Origin of the sequence: Bacillus cereus group sp. N21, assembly GCF_016483395.1 — a bacterium.
Classification (GTDB): domain Bacteria; phylum Bacillota; class Bacilli; order Bacillales; family Bacillaceae_G; genus Bacillus_A; species Bacillus_A pseudomycoides.
In genome coordinates, this window is record NZ_JAEHBX010000002.1 from 182504 (window position 1) to 208293 (window position 25790).

Genomic DNA, 25790 nt, shown 5'->3' on the forward strand with positions numbered 1-25790 from the left:
CAAATTGTAGTCAATGTTTGATGTAAAAGCAAAGAATATCTCTTATACTTCTAATCCCTTTATTGAATTGTATAAAAATTGCAGTGTGGGAACTTGCTTTCGCTGTTTCCTCGCTTCTTCTATCGCATAGCCAATAATAGCATCAATTTCCGTTTCCCGATTCTCTTTTACGTCAGCTAACATAGAGGATGTATTACTGGATGTTGTTTCACATACATGACAAACCAATTGCCACATCTCTTCTTTTTTTTCCTCCCCTACAAGGAACATGACCTCCTGAAATATTTGCTCCATCACTTTATAAAAAAAAGGATTCGATAGCAATTCTCCGTTTTGTATACCAAATAAAGCTGTTAGTGGATTAATGCAGGCATTTATTACAAGTTTATAACTCATTGTTTGTTTCCAATCTTCTTCTACTTGCACCGAAAAATACTTTGAGGAAAAACAATCCAATAGCGCCTCAAATTGAGACCAATCACCATTTACTACTCCAAATTTCGTAACCCCTACTCCTGTATGGCGCACTGTATATTCATTTTCTTTTTTTGCCCCATGCTCCACAATCCCCACCGCTACATTTTCACACTTTATTTCGTGTAATATATCCAGATGAGACATTCCATTTTGCAAAAAGATAATCTGCCTTTGTCCTTTTATGAAAGGAAGTATATTCGCTAAATGATATTGTTTTACAGCAATAAACGTATAGTCCATTTGTTCACCTACAATACTCTCTAATGGCGTAACATTCGGAAATACCGTTTCCTTTCTTCCCTTACGAATACAGCTTATCCCCTCCTGCATTAACTTTTCAGTTTGTTCTACCGTTCTTGTAAATAATGTAACATCCTGTTTGTTCTTTTTTAAATAAAATGCAAAAAGAAGACCAATAGCTCCCGGACCAACAATCCCAATCTTCATCTCTATCCCCTCAGAATCTCCTAACGAATACAAAGAAGAAAGATATCCTGTAATCAATTAGAAGCCTCCTGATTACCTCCCCTCTATAACTCATCATAACATTGAGTATATCTTATTTATATTTCAACAACTAAAAGTACATTTCATAAATATATATAAATTCCCTTCATACGACTAGTGTAGCAAATCCTCAAAAAAATACTGAAAGAAATATTCTATTTCCTTCATAAAAATGAAAAAATGAGTTATAATATTATTGGAAATATTTATACTTTTCTTTATTTTACAAAACGAGAAAAGGATGTGTTGTAATGACATTCCCAAAAGTTGAGCGCTTGCTCATCAATTATAAAACGTTAGACGAATTTAAAAAATTTAAGGGCTGTGGCGCTCAAGAACTCTCCATGTTCGAAGAATTGCAAGCAAATATTATTGAAAATGATAGCGAGTCCCCATTTTACGGCATTTATTACGGCGGATCCCTTATCGCACGTATGAGCTTGTACATGAGGAGACATGGTGAATTAAATCTTGAGATTACTGGATCTTACGTAGAACTCTCTAAACTTGAAGTGTTACCAAACTTCCAAAAACAGGGTTTTGGTCAAATGCTTGTTAATTATGCAAAACAACTACAATTTCCAATCAAAACAACAGCTCGTATTCAATCCGCTGCATTTTGGGAGAAACTAAACTTCGGGCAAATATCAACCACTGATGGCGAATTTTACATTTGGCATCCAGAAGCTAATTTGAATGCGGTTACAAATGAAGAATCCGCATAAAATAAAAACAGCTGTTATTCAGCTGTTTTTATTTTTTCACCTTTTCTAATGTTTCATGCTCATGAATGGTATCTCTTTCTTTTGTTTCTAGTACCATCACACTTCTTTTTCGATCAATATAATCAAGCAAAGTACGATACTCTTCTTCATATACAGATACACGCTGTAGAAGCCATTCCTTTTCCTTTTGTAACAATTCAATTTTTTGGTGTAATTCTTTTAATTCTTTTTCATCTTTATATTTTTGTAAGAAGTTAATAACATCGTCTAATGTAATTGATGTAGGAGAAAACTCCACCACTTTTGGTTGCCTTACTACATAATTCTCTACCTTACGAATTTGTTTTGCCTCTTCAATACGTTCTTTATACTGCTTTCTAACGTAAGAATTCCACCTAAATCCGCATGCTGCAGGTGTACGAGATAAATGTCTACCTACCTCTTTAAATGCGGAAAGCTGGGTTCCTCCTTCACGAATATGCCGGAGTACCACTTCTGCCAGAAGTAAATCTTCATCATCAGTCCATGCATCTTGTCTTGTTGTCGCCATTCCTCTAGTCCTCCTTATGCATTTTTTATTAAACATATGCAGTTACTAGAAAAGATAGAATACCAACATATAAAGAATAATACAAAAAAAATAAACGCAGAAGAATATCTTCTGCGTTTATTTCCACAATTACTTGCTGATTACTTCTTTACCTTTGTAAGTACCGCATGCTTTACATACACGGTGAGCTAATTTCGCTTCACCACAGCTTGGGCACTCTACCATACCAGGTACTGATAATTTGAAATGCGTACGACGCTTTCTTTTTACTGTTTTAGAAGTTCTTCTAAAAGGTACAGCCATTCTTCCCACCTCCTTAAAAGAAATAGTTATTTTCATATGAAGGCCTGAACCAGTCTTCCGATTATTTGTCAAAAAACTTCGCAAGTCCTGCTAACCTTGGATCAACAGGCTTTTCTTTGCTTTCTTCCGAAATCACTTGCCAGTCTTGACCTTGCGTTGGTGCTCCACCGGAAACATCATCACTGAAAATTTGCATTGGAATCTCCAAAAGTATATTTTCCTTGATTATTGGGAGTAAGTCAAGTACTTCTCCTTCTAAGTAATGGATTTCCGCTTCCGTTTCATACTCTTCTTCTGAAGTTTGGAACACCTCAGTTGTTTTAATGTCAAATGGTAATGTTACATCTACTAAAGAGCGAGAACATGGTAAAACCATGCTTCCAGTTATATGTAGATGAAACGTAAACTTACTGGAGCCAAAATCAACTCTACCTGTTACATGGACAGGATTAATTTCTCGAATTTCTTTCTCGACTTCTTTTAGCTCACTTACATCTACCATCTCATCCAATGTCAATCCTTTATGTCTCAATTTGTTTAATTGATGGATGGACCATTTCATATCATATCACCTCAAGGCAACAAACAAAATTATAGCTAGCCATTTTATATTTGTCAATGTTTTTTCTTTACACTATAATGAAGTCATTATAGGAAATAATATATAGATTATCATGTTTTTAGAAAAGATGCTACATCGAAAGGAGAGATTATCATAAAGGCAAGCGGTATTATTGTTGAATATAACCCCTTTCATAACGGTCATGCTTATCATGTGCAACAAACAAAAAAGTTAACACAGTCCGACATTACAATCGCTGTCATGAGCGGATCATTTTTACAACGTGGTGAACCAGCTCTCTTATCAAAATGGTTCCGAACCAAGATGGCTCTAGCCGGTGGTATAGATCTTGTTGTTGAACTCCCTTATACATTCGCAACACAAAAAGCCGAAACATTTGCTAACGGTGCTATTTCTATTTTAGATGCCCTTGGCGTTTCTGAAATTTGCTTCGGCAGTGAGGATGGAGAGGTTCAAAACTTTTATAATACCATTTCTTTACGCCAAAAGGAAAAAGATACTTTCAATCAACTTGTGCAGCAATTTATGGATGCTGGAAACAGCTATGCCAAAGCAACTTCTCAAGCCTTCTCACACATCTTATCGGACGTCAATACTGTTGATATGTCCCAGCCAAATAATATATTAGGCTTACATTACATTGAAGCGATTCTTTCTCAGAAAAGTTCCATTCATGCACATACCATTGAAAGGTTCGCATCTCATTACCATGACGAAACCTTTCAAGATAACCATATTGCAAGTGCGACTAGCATTCGCAAACAATTATTTAGTGAAAATGATTCATTCACAACCATTTATCCATTTGTACCCAATTGTACCGCATCTTTTTTAGAAAGCTATAAACAAACGTATCATACACTGCATTGTTGGGAGGAGTATTTCCCATTTTTTAAATATAGACTTTTGACAATGTCTTCCAAGGATTTACAACAGATATATGAGGTAGAGGAAGGATTGGAGCATCGTATTTTATCAAAAATACATAATACCTCTTCATTTCTTACTTTCATGGAAGCATTAAAAACAAAACGTTATACATGGACTAGATTACAACGGGTATGTACACATATTTTAACAAATACAACAAAAGAAGAAATGGAAAAGGCACATATAGAGCAACATGCACCATATATCCGTTTACTTGGTATGTCACAAAAAGGACAAACTTATATTTCGAAACACAAAAAAAATCTAGGACTCCCGCTTCTTACTCATACGAAAACATTTCAACATCCCGTTCTAGATATAGAGCGCAAAGCAAATGCTGTTTATTTTTCAGTGCTACAAGAACCTTTACGTACAAAATGTATACAAAAGGATATAACTCAGCATCCTATTCGGTATGATGAAACAACGAATAATTTTTTATAAAAAAACCTCTCTAGGGCGAGAGGTTTACTTTTTTTCTGACATTTTTTCTAAATATGCTAGCGCATCATCTAATGTATCTACTGGTACAATTTTCATCTTTGTTTTTATATCTTTCGCTGCTTCAAGCGCTTCTTTATAATTCGATTTCGGTGCCCCTTTTTCATTTGGAGCAAAGAATATTTCTGCACCCGCATCACTAGCAGCTACAACTTTTTGTTGAATACCACCAATCGGACCAACTTCTCCCTTTTCATTAATGGTTCCCGTTCCAGCAATCTCATGACCTTTTGTCATATCCTCTTCAGTCAATTGATTATAGATTTCCAATGTAAACATTAATCCTGCTGATGGTCCCCCAATTTCATGTGAATCAATTTTCACCTTTGGATCTACTACTAAGTCCCTTTCAGTAACAATGGAAACTCCAATACCAACACGTCCCTTGCCATCAGGAATTTGTTTTAGCGTTAGTTTTTCTGTAGAACGTTTCCCCCCACGAATATACTCAATATTTACTACATCCCCTTCTTTTTTACCTGACATATATGCAATAAATTGGTCTATCGCTTCAAAAGGCTGACCGTCAACAGCGACAATTATATCCCCAAGTTTTAATTTCCCTTCAGCGGACATATTTTTCGCAATCCCAGCAACTAAAACCCCTTTGTTTTGAAAGGAAACTGAACGATTTGCTCGCTTATACGCATTATAAATGGCTGCGTTTTGAGAATCTTTCATTGCATACGCTTGGCGGAATTGATATTCTTCATCACTCTCACCTTTTTGCAAAATCTCCTCTGCTTTAGAAATGTGATTATATTTATTAAATTGGGCAGCTATTAGATTTACAACATTCGCAGGCCCCATCGAAACGGTCACGAGCATAAAATCACCTGACTCTTTCTTCCCACCATCAACTTGTACATATGGTTCTAATTTCGCCGCCATACCTGGTTTTGTTACATAATATGGTAGACGTACATAGACAAGCAACATTGCTAATATAACGCCAATTAAAATTGCATATATAAAACGAAAACGCTTAAACATTATTTTTCTCCTTCCACTGCTCAATTAATAAGTAAATTTTCTGAATGTGTTTTTCGGCCTCTTCTTCTCCAACTCGAATAATGTCTTCGATATTGGTAAAAGCACGAGAACTAAACTGTTCTACTGCCGGGCGCATCATTAAGTCTGAAGCAATTTGCCGATTAACAACAAGTTCATGCTGCATAATCTCAATACTCTGCATGATAACATCATAAATGGATGTAACTTCTCCGTTCACCTTAATAGGAGATACATCTACAGCAATTACAATATCAGCTCCTAAGTCTTTAACAACGGATACAGGGATGCGATCAATCACTCCGCCATCCACTAATAAACGACCATCTATTTTTTCAGGTACAAACACTCCTGGCACAGAAATACTCGCCCTCACCGCATCAGCAATAGAACCGCTTGTAAATACAACTTTTTCCCCCTTTAAAATGTCAGTGGCCACAACTGCAGTTGGGATATCTAACTCTTCTAAATTTTTATTATATGTAAACATTTTAATCATATCTTTTACCCGTTTTCCAGAAATAAATCCCATTTTCGGTACAGTAAAATCCAAATAGTATTTTCGTTTAAATAATGTGGCCATTCGATAGAGTCTCTCCACGTTGCAACTCGCTGCATAAAATGTCCCAATTAACGCCCCCATACTACTTCCAGCAATCATATGAATGGGAATATTCGCCTCTCGTAACACTTTAATCACCCCGACATGCGCAAAGCCTTTCGCACCTCCAGATCCAAGAGCTAAGCCTATTTTTGGTTCATTCATTTCTCTCACCCTTTAAATTTTTTCATCCTCTTTTTCATACTTATGGTCTAAATCCACCCTGTATCCACGTATACTGAAATGAACGTTTTTTGGGACAAAGGGGGCTACGTTAAAATGTATGAAAAATGGAAAACAGCTTTTCTCACCATAACGATGATATTTCTAACATTTTCTCTCGTACTTCACCCCCAAGCCGCTTTGCAATCTTCTATTCGCGGATTAAATATATGGTGGGAAGTTGTCTTTCCTTCACTACTACCTTTTTTTATCGTTGCGGAGCTTTTAATTAGTATAGGTGTTGTAAAGTTTATCGGTATTATATTAGAACCGCTTATGCGCCCGCTCTTTCGTGTGCCTGGTATTGGCGGATTTGTTTGGGCAATGGGAATGGCCTCCGGCTTCCCTGCGGGCGCCAAATTAAGCGCAAGACTCCGGAAAAGTAATCAGCTAACGCAAATAGAAGCGGAACGACTCGTATCATTTACCAACTCTTCAAATCCATTATTTATTTTTGGAGCTGTTTCTATTGGCTTTTTTAACAATCCTAAATTAGGTTTCATACTAGCTGCTGCACATTATGTTAGCAACCTTACTGTCGGATTACTTATGCGTTTTTATGGAAACAACAATACTTACATACAAGAAAAACAATCCATTCAAAAACGTCCCTTACAACACGCTTTTTCAATTCTCCACGAGACGCGTTTACAAGAGAACAGACCAATTGGAAAACTACTTGGTGATGCCATTATCTCCTCTATTCAAACTTTACTCATGATTGGTGGATTTATTATTTTATTCTCCGTTTTAAATAAAATGATTACTGTCTTCCAACTCACGGCAGCACTAGCTTTTATTATGCAACATATTTTAAAATTCTTCCAACTGTCACCACACTTTAGCATTCCCATCCTATCAGGACTTTTTGAAATGACACTAGGTAGCCAAATGATCAGCCAAACCAATCAGACTACAATTCTTGAACAAGCAATGGTAACGAGCTTTATCCTCGCATTTAGCGGCCTTTCTATCCAAGCTCAGGTAGCGAGTATTTTAGCCGAAACTGATATTCGCTTTAAACCCTATTTCTTTGCAAGAATTATCCAAAGTATTCTCGCCCCAATTTACACTTTTATATTTTGGGTACCACTTTATGAAAAATTACATTCTTTTTCACCAAATCAACAAGATATCCCTGTTTTTTTATCAAACCATGCTTCTATTCTTGCAAAGACTTGGGAAATATTGCTTCGCTACGGTCCTACTTTTACACTATTTTGTTTATATCTATATGTTATTTTATTATTCTTACGCATAATAAACAAAGAAAAACCCCGTTCATCTTAACGGGGTTTGAAACTTTTCTTTTAAAGCGTGCTCTACAACAGAAGGAACAAGACCAGCTACATTTCCACCATAACGAGCCACTTCCTTCACAATGCTCGAACTTAAAAATGAATATTGATTATTTGTCATAATAAAAAAGGTTTCAATATTTTCGTCTAACTTACGATTCATCGATGTAATTTGCATCTCATATTCAAAATCAGAAACTGCACGTAAACCACGTAAAATTGCGTTTGCATTACGCATTTTTGCATATTCAACTAACAGTCCGCTATGCGAATCAACTTTTACGTTTGGAATATCTTTTGTTGCTTCTCGAATTAGCTCTAGGCGCTCTTCTACTGAAAAGAACGGTTTCTTGGAAGAATTGTTTAAAACGACAACATATACTTCGTCAAACACCTTTGCGCCTCTTTTAATAATATCCAAATGCCCAAGAGTTATCGGATCAAAACTCCCTGAAGAAATTGCTATGCTTGTCATTCGGTCCCCTCACCTTCATGCTTATAAATGGAAATAGCTGTCATACCATAATTTTCTGCTCTTACCTTTACAAGTCCCCCTATTGCTTCCGGTAAGACTACATCATCCCCATGTTCTGCCATAATCAATCCATCTTCGTTCAATAATCCGTGTTGGTCCATAACACTAATTAATGAAATGATTTTTTGATCTTTGTATGGTGGATCTAGCAGTATGAGATCAAATGATAGTTCACGTTTAATTAACGCCTTCAAAGCGCGCTCTGCATCATTTCTATATACTTCAGCTTGGTCATGTACTCTACAGCTTTCTAAATTTTGATGAATAACCTTCACCGCTTTATTATCCCGATCAACAAAAATGGCTTTGTCAACCCCTCTGCTAAGCGCTTCAATCCCAAGCCCTCCGCTACCTCCAAACAAATCGAGGGCAATTCCTCCTTCGAAATAAGGACCAATCATATTAAAGATGGCTTCTTTTACCTTATCTGTTGTCGGTCGCGTTGTATTACCTGGCACAGCCTTAAGCGGATGCCCTTTACATTTTCCAGAAACTACTCTCATTTGCTGTCACTACCTTTATTTCAATCTATCGAGCGATTATTACAAACGCATATTCGTTTGATTAACCGCTATCAAACCTCACTGTTTTTTGGGTGTTTTTCCATTAAAGGATAAACGAATCCGCTATCTATTAAAAGAAAAACTAATTTATTTCGTTAAAAAAGTCATCATTACATGATAACTTTCCAGTATCCCATATGTATATTCATCTCGCTATTGGCGAGTCAGATCCCTCTCTACTAACGCAAGTTTCACTTTATCTTTTTTATCCTATCATAAAATAAAAAAAAGAAAAATAAAAAGCCTACGATAAATTTTAAATTCATTATGTATATCTTCATTTAGATTGGACATAAATAAATATAACAACATCACCTTCGATGTTGTTGCCAACCGCGGAGAAGACTTACGTTTCCCCATAAGTTCTTCCTCCGGTTTCTCCTCTCCCTTTGCCTTCTTACTAGTACATACTAGTATAAGAAGGGCCCTGCTTTGCAGGGTTTTTTTTCTTTGTCTGCTTTTCATTTTAAAAACGAAGTGATACAGTAAAAGAAAGAGGAGGAAATAATATGATTCAACGTTTTATTGAACTAGGAGAAGGCTACTCCGATTTATATGAATTACTTGAGATTGCAAAGACAAATAAAGATCGTGTATCACATATGTTACAATTTGAAACCTTAAAAAATGATAAAAAAGTATGCTCACTTGCTGTTGTTCTTAAACCTACAACGGTTGGGGATTTCCAACCGCTATATATATGCCGCGAAGGGATTCCTATACTTGAAGGTACAAAAAGTAAACGAATCGTTTTATTCGAGGAAACAGCGGAACAAATCGAAAAAAACGTTACTTCTTTTACTGTAAAACCTTCTACAATTTTCCCAGAAAAAGAATTATATTTTAATCACCTTATCGGCATTTTACGAATGAATCATTTCATTCCTCCAATGCAATAGCAATTTATACTCATTGTATTTTTATTAAATTGAACTACCCTCACCTACCTCTACAAGAGCTTAAGGTGGGGGATTCTCCTGTCTCTGTCCTCACAAAAACAGTTCCTCCCGTTCAACAAAGAGGATACAACAATATAGAGTTCGGTAGTGTCTGTATGTAATGTAAGACGACCCATTCTATCTTCCGACGAAAGGCAAACAAAATAGGTACAACTACTTTGTTCTTATATCGAGGATAGAACACTTTGTCATGCATCCAGTTCCTAGACTTGTTATCTGCTCTGGTAATAAGCGTAAAAATCTGGGACAAAGTGCTCTTTTTTATCATGCAAATCGTTTTGCTAGTTTTTTCTTTTCATTTTCAAACAAGTGTAACCGTTCGATTTGTAAGACTTCTTTCGGTTGATCTACATCGTATAGCTGATAGAAATGATGCGTGCGAATATCCAATCGATTGTTTAATTGATGCCAATGGCTCCAGTGATGTGCATCTTTCTTTGGAATATAAGGCTGAAGCACCCCAGGTACTTTTTCTTTATACCCTAACCCTCGTCGACCAATCGTAAAAGCCGCGGATTAATGAATAGAGATGCCGAATTTCCGCTTGAGAACGAGATGAAGACTATCTGTATATATCTTACGGTTCCAACGTTTTTCCCGAACAATCATTTGAAACGCAAAGCGCTTCGCCTGATTAAATGTTTCGATTGTCTCTGCCAATGCATCTACCATCTCATGCGGTAAATCTACCTTATAGATCCGTTTCGAAAAATATGCTTTCTTCACCTGTTCTCACCTCATTTTATTTGATAAGATCATTATACACCGAAACAAACATACGTTCTGCAGAAAAGAGACGTTTTCTTTAAAAAGAAAAAACCGAGAAGACCCCCACCAAAATAGTGGGGGTCTTTCTCTTTAACTATAGTCGTATTCTTTCGCGCGATCCGGACGTGAATTTTCAAATTCCGTTTTAAGAAATGGGCGATATGACTGCTCAATTTTTTTCACAAAAGGAAGTTTATTTAGCTTTTGTATCATATGCTCTATTTGTTCCATATCACAATATACAACTGCATATTTCAAACGCTTTGATATGTAATGAATATTACCATATTTCCTTAAAATCTTGGCATGTTTCAATGAATGTAAATAAACAATCATACTTTGTCGTTGCCCGAACATAATCTTCTCCATCTTCTCCTTTTATATACTCATATTCTTGTATCTTATAAACATCAATCAGAAATTTGTGAAATTATAGTACATTGTTAAACGTTCTGTTTACGTTTTCTTCCATATTCTAAAAAACGGGGCACATCACCCCGTTTTTTTACAACCACAACTTCCACCAGAGCCACAACCGCCTCCGCATCCACCTGCATCAAAAAACGGATTTCCAGTAGGAACTTTAATAGCAGATGATACTTCGGAACCAATTGCTACACTGACTTCATCTAATAGTTTTTGCAAAGCATTTTCCGCTTTTTTAAAAGCAGCTATCTTTTCATGCAAATCTACAGAACGTTTTAATTCTCGCATATTTTTCGAAACGAAAGTATAATCAGGATGATATTTTCCAAAGCGTTGCACTTCTTCATATCGCTCTTTCATTGCTGTAAATTGACTAATTAATGTTTGAGCTTCCAAATCTTCCTGTAACGCCTTATAACATTCTCGATAACCCTTTGCTATATCTGAACAGACAATCGCTTTTGCAAGCTGTTCTGCCTCGTCTAATATCATTACGCTTTCAAGCGTCGCTACAATCATGAGAGACACCTCCGAGTATCCATCATAACACATTTAAAACAGAACTACTAATTTGAATATCCCATCTGAATATAAAGTAAAAAGTCCGATTACCGAAAACCATCATCCGTCATAATTTCTTATACGCAAATATGCTCCGCGATATTATATCGTAGCACGTCCCAGCTTCCATTTTCCTCTTTTACATAACTAATGCAGGCATTTTTCAATGGAGTTTTAAATGTAATTTCATCAGGGGAGATTGCATGTAAAATTGCTTTTATCGCATGTGAATGTGCAACGATAATAACGCGCTTACCTGCATGTACTTGCGCAACATCTTGCAATGCAGAAAAGCAACGATTTACAATCTCTTCATCTGTCTCCATACCTTCTACATTTCCCTCTGCAATCAGCTCTCTAACTGTGGAAACGGGTTTCCCTGAAGCTTCGCCAAAATTCCGTTCAACAAACCGCTCATCAAGAAGAATAGAATGTATTCCAACAGCGTTACTAATCATCTGAGCTGTTTCCTGCGCTCTAATTAAGGGACTGCTGATAATCACATCCCATGTGTCCAATTGCAACGCAGCTGCACTTTGACTTGCTTGCTTTTTCCCAACTTCATTAAGTGGAATGTCTTCACGCCCTTGAATAATCTCTTGAAAATTCCAATCAGTTTGTCCATGTCGTACTAAACAAATTTCCGTCATGCTATAACTCCTTTTTTCAATAATCCTTTTCTATTGTAACAAAAGTTTCGCATGACGGACATAGTTTTCCCTTCCAATTACGTTGCATTTTGCTGCTTCATATATTGAAACATGTCAATCATAATAGAAGCAACCGCCAATTGATTTTGAAATTTTGCAACTTTGTCCGGGATTGTCTTTTTATAATACTGTAAAGCAGCTAATTCAAATGCCTCCTTTTCCTCCGGATTACGTGATAATTTTCGATACCAATGGGGTTGTTCACGAATATAACGCCCTAAATCTTCATCAGCTTTTATAAATTCCATAAGCTCTGCCCTCATCCTCTTTCCTCCTAATCTTTTCGAAAGAAAAATGGATTGTTTTCAGAAGTTCTTTGCTCAGGTTGTGTACGATTCCCTTGAAATTGCTGAATAACCTGTTGCACACTCCCAATGGCACTCGTTACATTAGCTAGATGTTGCTGCATTTGCTCTGCATCTAATTTTTTTAAAAAAGAAAGCATTTGTCCCATCAAATCGACGGCTTTTTCATCATTGTTTTCTTGAGCTGGAGAAGAAATCGTTTCTCCATCTGCTTTATACACCTTCCACATTTCATCTTGTTCTCCAAGTAAATACCATTCCTCATAAAATTGTTGCCATGTTTTTTGACCATTTCGAACTTCATGAACCATTTTAGGGTGATGGTTTACAAACTCTTTAAACTGTTGAACAGAAGGATGTAACGGTCCTTTTGTTTTTGTCATAATCCTCACCTCTTCAGATGTATCTACTATATTGTAAGAAAAAAAAGGCGCATGGTTCGCCTATTTTTAAACGATTCATGCACCTTTTCCTATTTTCTAATGAAATTTTGAGTATAAAATTTATCGAAGACTCCAACACCTAGTCCAGTAAATTGTTCATTTAGCAAGTTTTTCCGATGTCCTTCACTATTCAACCAACCTTGTACTGCAGCGATCCCATCAGTATGCTGTGCTGCTATATTTTCACCTGCAAGTTGAAATGCGACTTGACCACGTTGTAATCGATCTCCTAAAGTCCCAAATTCCGGCGAATCATGCGAAAAATAATTATTCTCTTTCATATCCTTGCTATGCCCAAAAGCCACTTCAGCTGTTTGTTGATCCCATGTTAGTAACGGTAGTTGATGACGACTACGAATAATATTCGTCAAATCTAGAATTTGTTGCATATTGCCATGTTCTATTTGTGTCATTTTCTCTGGAGTAATTGGCTGCTCCGCCCCTAACTCTCCAGAATAAACAAGCTGATACGGCCTTTGTCGAAGCAATGTCTCATCATCCATATACCGAATTCCGACAAGTTTATGTGTGAATCGGTCAAAGTATAACTGCGCCCAACCATCTTCTTCTATCGAAACAAGTGGTTGTTCTGCAATTTCAGTATCAGATAATTCAAATTGGTAGCTGTTTCTTCCTTTTTTCAAAGAAATTTCATGTGAGAATGGATTTTTTTTATAGACATCTTCATATTTTTCATCCATACGAAATGGAACTACATCCACTTTATTACCAGCAACATAAGCTGTTACAATTTTATGTTCTGCAACACCAAACTGCACATATTGTGATAAATCTTGATTATAAATCCACCATTCGTAACCATACGCAGAAGGTTCGATTCGAGCTGGCTCACCCCATTTTGCTAATAAACTTTCCGAATCCCCTCCTATTAATTGGGAGATTGTCTCTGGAAATCCTTCATTTATCTGTTTCTTTTTCTTAACAATCTTATGTTCCTGCTTAGAATGAGATGGCTGTAATATATATTGCGAAACGAGTAATTTCCCGTATAAATCAATAGCTAAAATAAAAACCGTAATCATTACGATACGTAATAATTTCTTCAAACAATATACCTCCTGGTCAAACATAAAATTGAGATATACACAAATGCCTGTCTTCTCTTTTGTGTGTACCGCACTATTTTCACTATATCATATTTAAATAAAAAAAGCCGTGATTCTCCCTTTTCTCTCAATATGAATTGCGATTTCTCATTATTCATACTATTATAAAATTAAAGGTTTTCAAATAAAGATAAGGAGGTATTCCATGCAATTTACAAATTCAAAACTTATAGGGGCGACCATTGATTTTACACTGCTCACGGAAGTTATGCAAAATCAACGTTTTGTACTTGCTGGACAGTGGGACTATGAGCGAGTTACATATGACTATAAATTTGAAATATTGAAGGATGTATATTATTTACGGATACAAGGCTTTGCGGTAGAAGGGGAAATCGGAGGACGCCATGCACAAGTTAAATTACTTCCACCATTGTTAGGAAAACATTACTATCCACATGGCGTTGAATATGGTGAAAATGAAGTTTTCCCTACAAACGTAATCCAAAAAAGCGAACAACTCTTGCAAAATATTGAAAAAAAACTAAAGGAATTTGCAGTTATAGAATAGTAAAGAAGGTGTATCCATGTGATACACCTTCTTTATTTTGGTTGCAAATAAGGAGGCACTTTCTGTAGTTGCTCCTCATCTTTTTTACGTTCTTTACGTGCCCATTTAAAAAACACATAGCCAATAATTGTACCATACACTATTTCCTGGACAATTTTCATAATGATACCGCCTGTTTGTTGATCTTGCACAATCGGCATCCAATGTAAAAATTCTGGTCCGGTTATGTTTAAATCACTCAATATTCCTGCAGGTACACAGAGCTCCATCGCTTTCATCCACGCACTCGGATCCGTATATGTAGCAAACAACGATTCACTAGCAAATATGATTAGCGCACAAGCTGGTGTCAATAATACACCGTTCGCAAACATGTACCCAATTTTCTTTATTTCACTTAATGTTTGATACTCCGGTAATGGATTTAGCATAGGCCACCACATCATCATTGCTGTAAAAAATAAAACAGCAAGAAAAATAGGATGAGCAACTTGATTTTGCTTTACAGCATCAAAAACAACAGGCAAATGATAAATAGAAAATAATCCATTAAATACAACCAGAGCAATAAGCGGTTTTGTAAACATAATCAATATCACTTGGATAAAACGGAAAGAGGTAATATATGTGTATAACCAAACTGGAATCCCTAATAACAATAATGGTGGTACAGCGATGTACATCACTGCCATTTCAAACATATGTGCACTAAATACAATATGTCCAAGTAAATCAATAGGCCCACCTTTTACAAGATACAACAGGATAATCCCAGTCGTAAAATAAAACATTTGCTTTTTATTTACCTTTTCTGCATTATCGAACCGATTTCTATACGGCCCGATAATAAGAAAGTAACAGATAAGGATAGACACTATAAAAAGTAAAAAGATCGGGCTCCATAAAGCTTGAAAACCAAATATCCATAAGTTGCCCATTTTACACCCACCCTTTCAATATGAACTCCTTACCCTCATAGGAAAAAGGGAGCGAAGATAACTTCAAGCTCCCTATCCTTTACTTTTTAAACCCAAACAATTGTCATAAAAGCTAAAATGGTTAACAACCCTATCAATAATCCAGAATATAAGAAAAAGGTTGCTGCTTCATGTCCCTTATGACTCATATGCATGAAATAATACAATTGAAATATTACTTGAACAACAGCTAATAGTAAAATAAATGGTACAGAGAAAAGAGGACTAAATGTTTTCGGATAAGCGACTGCCACAAAAGCTACAATCGTTAAGAAAATCATTAGACCAAATGTAATCACTTGATGTCTCATTTCCTCAGCACTTTTTTTTCTACGATAAACAAGATCTACTTTTGAGTTACTTGTATTTGTTTGCTTTATCGCCATTGTTTATCCCACCATTCCCATCAAGTATACTACAGTGAATATAAACACCCAAACTACATCAATAAAGTGCCAGTAAATAGATGCAACGTAAAACTTTGGAGCATTATATAAATTCAGCCCGCGCTTCGCATTCCGAAAAACTAATGTTAAGATCCATAATAATCCGAACAATACGTGTAATCCATGAGTTCCAACAAGCGCATAAAACGCTGAACCAAATGCACTACTTCTCATCGTATGTTTGAATTCGTGTGTATAATGATAAAATTCATAAATCTCAAACCCTAAAAACCCTAATCCTAATAGTACTGTAACAAGTAACCAAAGCTGCATTTGCTTAAAGTTAAAGTTCTTCATATGATACATCGCATACACGCTTGTTAAACTACTTGTTAACAAAAGCATCGTCATAATAAAGACAAGTGGCATTTGAAACATTTCTTGAGAAGTGGGGCCACCGTTTGTAGAATTTTTTAACGCTAAATATGTGCCAAATAAGGAAGCGAACAATACAGTTTCGCCTCCAAGAAATAGCCAAAATCCAACAAACTTATTTTTCCCCTCAAGGGTTGCTTTTTCAGGCTCTGCTGGAAACGTTTCATTTGTTAATTTTTCCTCTCCATGCATTACGCCGTGCCCCCCTTATCATCTAAATCTTCTTTATGAATATGATAACCATGATCATCAATTACTGAACGTAAGAACATTGCACCAAATGTAATGATAAGTCCAATAATTGCAACCAATAACCAAAACTTATCTTTCCCACCTTGCATGTACATCGCACCAAATGCTGCTATAAATAATCCAAGAGATATAACAAATGGTGAAAATGAAGGGTTTGGCATATGAATATCACTAACAGGCTCTGCTGGTGTTATTTCTTTATTCCCTTCACGTTTTTCAATCCAGAACGGATCTAATCCGCGAACGAATGGTAATTGTTTAAAATTGTATTCTGGTGTAGGTGCAGGCATTGTCCATTCTAATGTACGAGCATCCCACGGATCGCGGCCAGCTTTCTCTTTAGACAACGATGTTTTCACAACATTAAATAACAGAACGATCGTTCCTAGCCCCATAAATACAGCACCAATCGAACTAATTAAGTTCCCCGTTTCTAATCCTTGGCCTGGTAAATACGTAAAGTAGCGACGTGGCATACCAATTAGACCAAGGAAATGCTGGATAAAGAATGTTAAATGGAAGCCGATAAAGAACAACCAAAATGTTATTTTACCCAAGGTTTCATTTAATACTTTGTTAAACATAAGTGGCCAATAATAATGTGCACCTGCTAATAGTCCAAATACAACTCCACCAACGATTACGTAGTGAAAATGCGCTACAACGAAATAGTTATCATGGAATTGATAGTCAGCTGGAGCCGAGGCAAGCATGACCCCTGTTACACCACCCATTACAAATGATGGAATAAAAGCAACAGCCCACATCATTGGCGTTGTAAACCTGATACTTCCCCCCCACATTGTAAAGAGCCAGTTAAATATTTTAATACCAGTCGGAACTGCAATTGCCATTGTTGCAACTGAGAAAATAGCATTCGCAACAGGTCCAAGACCAACTGTAAACATATGATGCGCCCATACCATAAATCCTAAAAATCCAATTAACACCGTTGCAAATACCATAGATGAGTAACCAAATAGTCGTTTTTTAGAGAATGTAGCGAAAATTTCTGAGAATATTCCGAAAGCTGGAAGGATAAGAATATACACTTCTGGGTGACCGAAGATCCAGAATAAATGTTCCCATATAATCGTGTTCCCCCCTAAAGCTGGGTTAAAGAAACTTGTGCCAAATAAGCGATCTAACATAAGTAGTGCCAATCCCACTGTTAATGGTGGGAAAGCAAATAAAATAAGTGAAGAAGTTACAAATGTTGTCCATGTAAACATTGGCATACGCATATATGTCATTCCAGGTGCACGCATATTAATAATTGTGACAAGGAAGTTAATACCACCAATCAGTGTACCTATACCTGATATTTGTAACCCTAGTACATAAAAATCAACACCATGTCCTTTAGAAGCAAGAGATAACGATGCATAAGATGTCCACCCTGCATCAGGTGCCCCTCCTAAAAACCAACTTAAGTTTAAAAATACTCCACCGAAGAAAAATAACCAAAATCCAAGTGAATTTAAAAATGGAAACGCCACATCCCGTGCCCCAATTTGAAGTGGTACAGCGGCGTTCATAAATGCAAACACGAGCGGCATAGCTGCGAGGAAAATCATTGTTGTACCGTGCATCGTTAATACTTGGTTATAAGCATCCCCAACAAGAAAAGCATTGTTTGGAATCGCTAATTGAAGACGGATAAATAATGCCTCTATTCCGCCAATGATAAAAAACAATCCACCTGCAATTAAATAGAGAATGGCAATTTTTTTATGGTCTACTGTCGTCAAATAATCCCATATAACAGCACCCATCCCCTGTTTTTTTGCTACAGAACTCACGTTTTCAACCTCCCCTTCGCAAATAATCCCTCTTTACTTCTCAACTTTTAACGTTTTCAAATATGCATTTAATGCATCTACTTGACCGTCCGTTAAGTTGCCATATTTACCAGTCATTTTATTTCCTGGCTTCATATTTTCAGGATCCTTTAACCATTTTTTTACGTTTTCTTCATTATTTTCAGCAATGCCGGCAACCATATCGCGATCAGCAAAGTTTGCTAGGTTTGGTGCGATACGTGCAGAAGGTGGTCTACTATCATTTGATCCAGTTGCATGACAACCAATACAGCTTTTGTTGAATATTTCTTGACCTTCTTGTTCTTTTGGAGAAGAAACTTCCTTCTTACCATCAAGTTTCCTCATATCAGCAATCCAATCTTTGTACTCGCTTTCATCAAGAGCCTTTACTTTAAATTGCATTAAAGAATGTGATGGGCCACAAAATTCTGTACAAAAACCATTATAAGTTCCTGATTTATCTGCCTTTAACCACATTTTATTGACATTATCCGTATTCGTATCCATTTTCCCAGCTAAAGATGGGACCCAAAACGAATGTTTAATGTCAGCACCTTTCAAATTCAAATATACTTTTTTACCTGTGGGGATAACTAGGTCTTGCGAAGTTACTATCTTTTCTGATTTATAAGAAAATTCCCACCAATAAAGATTCGCTGTTACATCAACAACGATTGTGTCTTTATCAATATTCTTTTTCTCCATCGCACTTACATCAGCAAGTTTGAATGTATATGTAACAGTTGGAACAGCCAATATCAGCAAAAGAATAATCGGAATGACTGTCCATATAATTTCTAGTTTGTGATTTCCTTCAACTTGCTTTGGGATATAATCTTCTTGACCCTTCTTTTGTCGGAAACGCACAATTACATACAAGAAAATAATAGTAACTACAAGTACGACACCTACCATAATTGCACTTGCTAACAAGAGTAAATCATATTGCATTTTTGCTACTTCACCTTGCGGAATTAAAGTAGATTGAAAGGCTTTACCGCATCCCCCTAACAGTAAAGCCAGCAGTGAAACGAATGAAAGCAGTCGCCACTGTTTCTTCATACAAACAACCCCCACTTTCTTTGTGAATTAGATTGTACTTTATTTATAGTAAGTAAAGTAAATCTCAACGTAAAGAAATCCCCTCATGTCGTTGTCTTAGAAGAATGTAACTACAATCATTGACACAAATAAGATTGTCAAGTAATTCAAGGAGTAGACAAACATTTGTACGGACCATTTTATATCATCCTTCTTACGGAATCCATAGAATCCTAATACGATCCATCCAATGTTAAGCAATGTTGCAATTACCATAAATGTTACTCCCAGTCCACTCATATAAAATGGTAATGGTAATAAACATACTGTCCAAATCATGATTTGACGTTTTGTAATATCAAATCCATGTACAACAGGAAGCATGGGAATACCTGCATTTCGATATTCATCAACACGTTTCATCGCTAACGCGAGGAAATGTGGGATTTGCCAAATAAACATAATTAAAAATAGCATCCAAGCAATTGGATGATCTAAACTAGGATCAACTGCTGCCCAACCAATTAAAGGTGGAACTGCTCCAGATACACTACCTACTACTGTATTTAGTGTATATGCTCGTTTTGTCCATAATGAATACAAAACAACGTATGTGAAAGCACCGATGAAACCTATAATTGCTGCCATTGGTGTTGTAAATAACAAGAATACAAAACCAAGAAGCAATAAAGTCATACCTAATGTTAACGCAAAACCAGGTTTATATTTTCCTGTTACTGTCGGACGATTTTTTGTCCGTTCCATTAAGTGATCGATATCCCGATCAATATAGTTATTCAAGCTACATGATCCTGCCATAATTAAAGCCGAGCCGACAATTGTAAAGAACATTTTATCCAAATGGTTAACAGCATTTAATCCATTAAAGTGTAAAGCCAACCAAAATCCTGTAAATACCGTAAGTGTATTCGAGTTTACAATCCCCATCTTAACGAGCGCTAATAAATCTTGTACACGTGTTGTTTCTGGCACATTTGTTATAGCTGACTCATCATGCAGCTCACTTGTTGCATGGTTCATCATTTCAACCCCCTCTTAAAACTTTCATCCTTCTTTCGCGTCTTTACTTTACAAAAGTATTACGCTTCTATATAGCAATATTATTACAGTAGAAATGTTGTTTTCTCACTCTACTACTAATCTACGCTCATACTCGAGTATATTAAATCATATTTCCCTAACAATTTGTGAAGAAAACGTGAACTTTTTGTGTCGGATAACAAAAAAGTTTCTCCCATTACTTCCTAATCATAACATGAGGTTACCTTCTATAATAAACTATTTTGTCATATTTAGCATATATTCTTCCCATTTCTTTTTATAATAGAAATGACTCCTCCTAAAATATGTAATTAAAATTCCATTTTTTTCTTATTCCAAACTCTTTATCCCCTCTCTCCATTTCTTTGCTATTTTATTATTTTTTATATATCATAGGACTGTAGCGCGTTTTGTTCTATAAAATTGATGGAATGAAAATATTTCGCAATAACTTCATAACAGAAAGATGGTGAAACAGATTGCAACGCTTTATTAAATGGTTAGCAGTCATTACAAGCCTCGACTTACTAGGGGTTTTATTAGGAGGGGCTTTAGTTACAAAAACAGGTTCAGGTCAAGGATGCGGTAAATCCTGGCCACTTTGTAATGGTGAACTCGTTCCCTCTAATCTATCAATGGAAACGATTATTGAACTAAGTCACCGCTTAACATCCGGATCGGCAGGGATTCTCGTTACACTTCTTTGTATCCTATCCTGGAAATATTATAAACATGTACGTGAAACAAAAACGCTAGCTGTTTTATCTTTCGTATTTTTAGTGGCACAAGCACTCATGGGAGCTGCCGCAGTTGTTTGGGGACAAGTACCTGCTGTATTAGCTATTCATTTTGGTATTTCTTTAATTTCGTTTGCTTCTGTCATTTTACTAACGTGCCTTATTTTTGAAATCGACAAAAAATTTGATGCACGTTCTCTCATTATGGACAAAAAAATGAAATTTCATATTTACGGTGTAACAATTTACAGTTATATTGTCGTCTATACAGGAGCTTTAGTACGTCACGAGCGTGCAAGTTTAGCTTGTCCAGACTTTCCACTTTGTAGTAAAAACAGACCATGGCCTACTCAATTGCATGAATGGGTTCAAATGGGACACAGGGTTGCCGCAATATTAATATTTGCTTGGATCCTATACGCAATGATTGTTGCTATTCGTCACTATAAACAGCACCGGGTTGTATATTGGGGATGGATTATCTCATTTATTCTCGTTACACTTCAAGCAGTTGTTGGTATTTTAGTCGTTTATACTAATGCAAGTTTATCAATGGCATTGTTACATTCACTCTTTATTTCTTGTCTCTTTGCTGTATTATGCTATTTAGTCATGTTAGGTACACGAAGCACAGCAAATGCAAAAGAGGCACACCCATCAACTACAACGCAAAATAAACAATCGTTTTAATAACTTGCCACTGTGGCAAGTTATTATTTTTATATAAAGAAAAGAGCTGCCTTCAAGCAACTCTTTTCTTTATTATTATTGTTCTAGTTCAATAAGTAAATCGCCTGTTTGAATCGCATCTCCATCTTTTACATATACTTTCTTCACTTTTCCATTGAATGGCGCCTGAACCGTCGTTTCCATCTTCATCGCTTCTGTAATTGCCATGGAATCGCCTTTTTTCACTTCATCACCTTCATTTACAACAACTTTAATGACCGTTCCCGGCATTGTTGCACTAATATGATTTGGATTCTCACGATTCCCTTTCACACGCTGCGCGACTGTTGATTTAACACCTTCATCTTTCACAACAATTTCACGCGGTTGCCCGTTAAATTCAAAGTAAAGTACACGTGTCCCATCTGGTTGTGGTTCACCAATTGATACTAATTTAACCATTAATGTTTTACCACGTTCAATTTCCACACCAATTTCTTCACCAAGCCTCATACCATAGAAGAATGTTGGCGTATCGAGTACAGACACGTTTCCATAAAGCCCAGCGACTTTTTCATAATCCATAAATACTTTTGGATATAATGCATATGCAACAACATCAAAAATCGTTACTTCACGTCCAAGTTTATGGAACAACTCTTCTTTTAAAGCATCGAAGTCTACTGGTTCTAACAATTCCCCTGGTCTTACTGTTAATGGCTCTTTCCCTTTTAAAATGATTTTTTGTAATTCTTTCGGGAAGCCACCATATGGTTGTCCAAGATCTCCAGAGAACATTTCCACAACAGAACCTGGGAAATCTAAAGAATGTCCACGCTCAAAAATGTCTTGTTCTGTAAGGTGATTTTGTACCATAAATAGCGCCATGTCGCCAACAACTTTTGATGATGGTGTTACTTTTACAATATCACCAAACATATCATTTACACGGCGATACATCACTTTCACTTCATCAAATCGGTCTCCTAAACCAACTGCTTTCGCTTGTTGTTGAAGGTTACTATATTGGCCACCTGGCATTTCATGCATATATACCTCTGTATGAGGTGCATTCATACCACTTTCAAATGGTGCATAATATTTACGAACATCCTCCCAGTAATGTGAAAGTTTTTCTAATGAATCCACATTAACATCTGGTTGTCTTTCATTTCCACCTAGCGCATAATATAACGTATTTGCACTTGGTTGTGATGTTAGACCTGCCATTGAGCTTACAGCTACATCGACAATATCAACACCTGCTTCAATTGCTTTCGTATACGTTAAAACACCATTTCCACTTGTATCATGCGTATGAAGGTGAATCGGAATCGATACCGTTTCTTTTAAAGCAGAAACTAAATCATAGGCTGCATTTGGTTTTAATAATCCAGCCATATCTTTAATACCTAGAATATGTGCTCCTGACGCTTCCAATTCTTTCGCTAAGTTTTTATAATAATTTAAGTCATATTTACTGCGCATTGGGTCATGGATATCCCCTGTATAACACATTGTTGCCTCTGCAATTTTGCCACTCTCTCTTACAGCATCAATTGCAACTCTCATACCTTCCACCCAGTTTAAGCTATCAAAAATACGGAATACATCGATACCAGCTTGCGCTGAACATTCTACAAATTTTTGAATTAAATTATCTGGATAGTTTTTATAACCAACCGCATTTGATGAACGAAGAAGCATTTGGAATAAAACATTTGGCATTCTTTCACGAAGTTCTAATAATCGTTCCCATGGATCTTCTTTTAAGAAACGATACGCAACATCAAACGTTGCACCGCCCCACATTTCCGCTGAGAATAAATTCGGTAACATTCTAGCTGTCGGTTCAGCAATTTGGTTTAAATCTTTTGTACGAATCCGTGTTGCAAGTAATGATTGGTGCGCATCTCGGAATGTTGTATCTGTTAAAAGTACACGTTTTTGATCTTGCACCCATTTTACTAATCCATCCGCTCCGCGTTCGTCTAAAATTTGTTTTGTTCCATCTTGAATCGATTCATAATGTTTTACATTTGGTATACGTGCATCTGGGAAAATTGGCTTCTCTTTCTTCCCTACTCCTGGGAAACCATTTACTGTTACCGTACCAACATAACTTAACATCTTTGTTCCACGATCTTTACGTTTTGGAAACACGAACAGTTCAGGTGATGCATCAATAAATGACGTATCATATTCCCCTGACAAGAAGTTTTTATGTTTTACTACATTCTCTAAGAATGGAATGTTTGTTTTAATCCCACGAATACGAAACTCTTTTAAGTTGCGCTCCATTTTCGCAGCCGCTTGTTCAAATGTAAGCGCCCAAGTTGTTACTTTTACAAGTAATGAATCATAGTACGGTGTAATAACAGCCCCTTGGAAACTGTTACCTGTGTCAAGACGAACGCCAAAACCACCACCAGAACGATACGCCATAATTTTCCCTGTATCAGGCATAAAATTATTAAGCGGATCTTCTGTTGTTACACGAGATTGAATCGCATAACCATGCACAATAACGTCTTCTTGTTTTGGTATACTTACGATTGGGCTATGTAAAGCGTGTCCATCTGCAATTAAAATTTGTGACTGAACAATATCAATGCCTGTAATCATCTCTGTAATTGTATGTTCTACTTGAACACGTGGATTTACTTCAATGAAATAAAAGTCATCGCCTTTTACAAGGAACTCAACCGTACCAGCATTTAAATAATTTACATTTTTCGTTAACTGTACCGCTGCTTCACAAATACGATGACGAAGATCATCTGAAAGTGACACGCTTGGCGCAATTTCAACTACTTTTTGATGACGACGTTGTACAGAGCAATCACGCTCATATAAATGCACAACATTTCCTTCTTCATCTGCTAATATTTGAACTTCTATATGTTTAGGTTTTTCAACGAATTTTTCAACATACACTTCATCATTACCAAAAGCTGCTTTCGCTTCTGATTTTGCACGATCATAAGATTCTTTTAATTCATCACCGCTACGTACAATACGCATACCGCGGCCACCACCACCAAGTGATGCTTTAATAATTATCGGGTAATCATACTTCTTAGCAAACTCTTCAACTTCTTCTAGTGAATTAATAGGTCCATCGCTGCCAGGAATAACTGGAATATTTGCTAATTGCGCTTGTGTTCTTGCTTTTACTTTATCTCCAAACATATCTAAATGTTTGCTCTTTGGTCCGATAAAGATAATTCCTTCTTCTTCACAACGTCTAGCAAATTGGATATTTTCTGACAAGAAACCATATCCAGGGTGAATTGCATCCACGTGATTGCTTTTTGCAATCTCAATAATACCTTCAATATCAAGGTAAGCATCGATTGGTTTTTTGCCTTCTCCCACTAAATAAGATTCATCCGCTTTATAGCGATGGTAAGAACCGCTATCCTCTTTTGAATAAATTGCAACTGTATTTAATCCAAGTTCTGAACAAGCTCGGAATACACGAATTGCAATTTCTCCACGGTTAGCTACTAAAACTTTTTGAATACGTTGCAGCTTTGTCATGATTTTCCCCCTCTACTTTCCTACCACTTTAGAGATTAAATAGGTACACGCTCTAAAAGCGTGAAGTTCTTCACTTTCTTTTCTAAACTATACTCGGAAAGCTTCACCTTATTTTTATACATCATACCTTATTTTTTAACAAATGATAAGTTTTCTGATCAATTTGTTTCACAAAAATAGTATAGCACAACTCTTCTTTTTCTGACAGTTTTATTGTATAACACATTAAAATATTTATGACACACTATT

General features: G+C 36.3%; 28 protein-coding genes and 1 pseudogene. 6 read left to right on the plus strand and 23 right to left on the minus strand.

Translation table 11 applies throughout. From position 1 onward, the window contains the following. Window positions 1-42: 42 nt before the first annotated feature. On the minus strand, window positions 43-930 hold the full coding sequence (gene panE, locus JDS96_RS01925) for a 2-dehydropantoate 2-reductase (RefSeq protein ID WP_033799701.1): 888 nt from the start codon (window positions 928-930) through the stop codon (window positions 43-45). A 305-nt stretch (window positions 931-1235) separates the two neighbouring features. Here panE and JDS96_RS01930 point away from each other — a divergent pair, with 305 nt between their 5' ends. Beyond that, entirely contained in the window at window positions 1236-1709 is a 474-nt protein-coding gene (locus JDS96_RS01930; RefSeq protein WP_006095783.1) for an N-acetyltransferase, read from the plus strand. Between the two features lie 28 nt (window positions 1710-1737). Here JDS96_RS01930 and JDS96_RS01935 read toward each other — a convergent pair whose 3' ends face one another. From JDS96_RS01935 to JDS96_RS01945, 3 genes are all read right to left on the minus strand, one after another. Beyond that, the gene (locus JDS96_RS01935; protein WP_006095784.1) at window positions 1738-2259 is read right to left on the minus strand and encodes an RsfA family transcriptional regulator; all 522 of its coding nucleotides are present in this window, start codon (window positions 2257-2259) and stop codon (window positions 1738-1740) included. 129 nt (window positions 2260-2388) lie between these two features. Then, window positions 2389-2562 (minus strand): 50S ribosomal protein L32, encoded by a 174-nt coding sequence (gene rpmF / locus JDS96_RS01940; RefSeq protein ID WP_001984764.1) that lies wholly within the window; start codon window positions 2560-2562, stop codon window positions 2389-2391. A 61-nt stretch (window positions 2563-2623) separates the two neighbouring features. Further along, entirely contained in the window at window positions 2624-3124 is a 501-nt protein-coding gene (locus JDS96_RS01945) for a YceD family protein (RefSeq protein WP_003199747.1), read from the minus strand. 153 nt (window positions 3125-3277) lie between these two features. Between JDS96_RS01945 and JDS96_RS01950 the strand changes: the two genes are divergently transcribed. Continuing rightward, window positions 3278-4519 carry a nucleotidyltransferase gene (locus tag JDS96_RS01950; RefSeq protein ID WP_199665842.1) on the plus strand — a complete coding sequence of 414 codons (1242 nt, stop codon included), beginning with the start codon at window positions 3278-3280 and terminating at the stop codon, window positions 4517-4519. Between the two features lie 24 nt (window positions 4520-4543). Here the strand turns inward: JDS96_RS01950 and JDS96_RS01955 are convergent, their stop codons facing one another. Beyond that, window positions 4544-5569 (minus strand): SepM family pheromone-processing serine protease, encoded by a 1026-nt coding sequence (locus JDS96_RS01955; RefSeq protein WP_018780894.1) that lies wholly within the window; start codon window positions 5567-5569, stop codon window positions 4544-4546. Further along, the gene (locus tag JDS96_RS01960) at window positions 5562-6353 is read right to left on the minus strand and encodes a patatin-like phospholipase family protein (RefSeq protein WP_016116047.1); all 792 of its coding nucleotides are present in this window, start codon (window positions 6351-6353) and stop codon (window positions 5562-5564) included. The genes JDS96_RS01955 and JDS96_RS01960 overlap by 8 nt, the downstream gene beginning before the upstream one ends. A gap of 114 nt (window positions 6354-6467) precedes the next feature. Here JDS96_RS01960 and ylbJ point away from each other — a divergent pair, with 114 nt between their 5' ends. Further along, on the plus strand, window positions 6468-7700 hold the full coding sequence (ylbJ, locus tag JDS96_RS01965) for a sporulation integral membrane protein YlbJ (RefSeq protein ID WP_006095788.1): 1233 nt from the start codon (window positions 6468-6470) through the stop codon (window positions 7698-7700). Here the strand turns inward: ylbJ and coaD are convergent. Next, window positions 7692-8183 carry a pantetheine-phosphate adenylyltransferase gene (gene coaD / locus JDS96_RS01970; protein ID WP_018764765.1) on the minus strand — a complete coding sequence of 164 codons (492 nt, stop codon included), beginning with the start codon at window positions 8181-8183 and terminating at the stop codon, window positions 7692-7694. The genes ylbJ and coaD overlap by 9 nt on opposite strands. Next, window positions 8180-8746 (minus strand): 16S rRNA (guanine(966)-N(2))-methyltransferase RsmD, encoded by a 567-nt coding sequence (gene rsmD, locus JDS96_RS01975; protein WP_003199738.1) that lies wholly within the window; start codon window positions 8744-8746, stop codon window positions 8180-8182. Before rsmD ends, coaD begins: the two co-directional genes overlap by 4 nt. Before the next feature lie 569 nt (window positions 8747-9315). Here rsmD and JDS96_RS01980 point away from each other — a divergent pair. Next, window positions 9316-9705 carry a DUF7147 family protein gene (locus tag JDS96_RS01980; protein ID WP_199665832.1) on the plus strand — a complete coding sequence of 130 codons (390 nt, stop codon included), beginning with the start codon at window positions 9316-9318 and terminating at the stop codon, window positions 9703-9705. 324 nt (window positions 9706-10029) lie between these two features. Here the strand turns inward: JDS96_RS01980 and JDS96_RS01985 are convergent. The 8 genes and pseudogenes from JDS96_RS01985 to JDS96_RS02015 all read right to left on the minus strand — a co-directional run. Continuing rightward, window positions 10030-10308, minus strand: a pseudogene (locus JDS96_RS01985) (transposase); the annotation flags it as partial. Beyond that, on the minus strand, window positions 10282-10491 hold the full coding sequence (locus tag JDS96_RS31710) for a hypothetical protein (RefSeq protein ID WP_206776985.1): 210 nt from the start codon (window positions 10489-10491) through the stop codon (window positions 10282-10284). The pseudogene JDS96_RS01985 and the gene JDS96_RS31710, both read right to left, overlap by 27 nt. 132 nt (window positions 10492-10623) lie before the next feature. Further along, window positions 10624-10890: a YlbG family protein gene (locus JDS96_RS01990; RefSeq protein ID WP_016116052.1), complete on the minus strand. Its 267-nt coding sequence runs from the start codon at window positions 10888-10890 to the stop codon at window positions 10624-10626. Between the two features lie 135 nt (window positions 10891-11025). Further along, window positions 11026-11478 carry a YlbF/YmcA family competence regulator gene (locus tag JDS96_RS01995; RefSeq protein WP_003199733.1) on the minus strand — a complete coding sequence of 151 codons (453 nt, stop codon included), beginning with the start codon at window positions 11476-11478 and terminating at the stop codon, window positions 11026-11028. Between the two features lie 119 nt (window positions 11479-11597). After that, window positions 11598-12170, minus strand: a complete 573-nt coding sequence (locus JDS96_RS02000) for a histidine phosphatase family protein (protein ID WP_199665833.1) — start codon at window positions 12168-12170, stop codon at window positions 11598-11600. A 77-nt stretch (window positions 12171-12247) separates the two neighbouring features. After that, window positions 12248-12493 (minus strand): YlbE-like family protein, encoded by a 246-nt coding sequence (locus tag JDS96_RS02005; protein ID WP_006095792.1) that lies wholly within the window; start codon window positions 12491-12493, stop codon window positions 12248-12250. Window positions 12494-12504: 11 nt separating this feature from the next. Next, on the minus strand, window positions 12505-12918 hold the full coding sequence (locus tag JDS96_RS02010) for a YlbD family protein (RefSeq protein WP_006095793.1): 414 nt from the start codon (window positions 12916-12918) through the stop codon (window positions 12505-12507). 89 nt (window positions 12919-13007) lie between these two features. Further along, window positions 13008-14045 carry a CAP domain-containing protein gene (locus JDS96_RS02015; RefSeq protein WP_016116055.1) on the minus strand — a complete coding sequence of 346 codons (1038 nt, stop codon included), beginning with the start codon at window positions 14043-14045 and terminating at the stop codon, window positions 13008-13010. Between the two features lie 205 nt (window positions 14046-14250). Here JDS96_RS02015 and JDS96_RS02020 point away from each other — a divergent pair, with 205 nt between their 5' ends. Then, window positions 14251-14616 carry a YugN family protein gene (locus JDS96_RS02020; protein ID WP_003199722.1) on the plus strand — a complete coding sequence of 122 codons (366 nt, stop codon included), beginning with the start codon at window positions 14251-14253 and terminating at the stop codon, window positions 14614-14616. A 32-nt stretch (window positions 14617-14648) separates the two neighbouring features. Here the strand turns inward: JDS96_RS02020 and ctaG are convergent, their stop codons facing one another. From ctaG to cyoE, 6 genes are all read right to left on the minus strand, one after another. Continuing rightward, window positions 14649-15554, minus strand: a complete 906-nt coding sequence (gene ctaG, locus JDS96_RS02025) for a cytochrome c oxidase assembly factor CtaG (protein WP_199665834.1) — start codon at window positions 15552-15554, stop codon at window positions 14649-14651. An 86-nt stretch (window positions 15555-15640) separates the two neighbouring features. Then, a complete protein-coding gene (ctaF, locus tag JDS96_RS02030; protein ID WP_003199718.1) occupies window positions 15641-15979 on the minus strand; it encodes a cytochrome c oxidase subunit IVB in 339 nt (112 codons plus the stop codon). A 3-nt stretch (window positions 15980-15982) separates the two neighbouring features. Then, window positions 15983-16606 (minus strand): cytochrome c oxidase subunit III, encoded by a 624-nt coding sequence (gene ctaE / locus JDS96_RS02035; RefSeq protein ID WP_199665835.1) that lies wholly within the window; start codon window positions 16604-16606, stop codon window positions 15983-15985. Then, window positions 16606-18441, minus strand: coding sequence for a cytochrome c oxidase subunit I (ctaD, locus tag JDS96_RS02040; RefSeq protein ID WP_170957067.1), 1836 nt, complete (start codon window positions 18439-18441; stop codon window positions 16606-16608). The genes ctaE and ctaD overlap by 1 nt, the downstream gene beginning before the upstream one ends. Window positions 18442-18501: 60 nt before the next feature. Next, on the minus strand, window positions 18502-19551 hold the full coding sequence (coxB, locus tag JDS96_RS02045; RefSeq protein WP_199665836.1) for a cytochrome c oxidase subunit II: 1050 nt from the start codon (window positions 19549-19551) through the stop codon (window positions 18502-18504). A gap of 96 nt (window positions 19552-19647) precedes the next feature. Continuing rightward, complete coding sequence (gene cyoE / locus JDS96_RS02050; protein WP_018780890.1) at window positions 19648-20571, minus strand: heme o synthase; 924 nt, start codon at window positions 20569-20571, stop codon at window positions 19648-19650. Window positions 20572-21071: 500 nt separating this feature from the next. On the opposite strand from cyoE, the gene JDS96_RS02055 reads away from it, so the two are divergent. Continuing rightward, window positions 21072-22019, plus strand: a complete 948-nt coding sequence (locus JDS96_RS02055; protein WP_018780889.1) for a COX15/CtaA family protein — start codon at window positions 21072-21074, stop codon at window positions 22017-22019. A gap of 75 nt (window positions 22020-22094) precedes the next feature. Here the strand turns inward: JDS96_RS02055 and pyc are convergent, their stop codons facing one another. Beyond that, window positions 22095-25541, minus strand: a complete 3447-nt coding sequence (gene pyc / locus JDS96_RS02060; RefSeq protein ID WP_097794335.1) for a pyruvate carboxylase — start codon at window positions 25539-25541, stop codon at window positions 22095-22097. Window positions 25542-25790 lie beyond the last annotated feature (249 nt).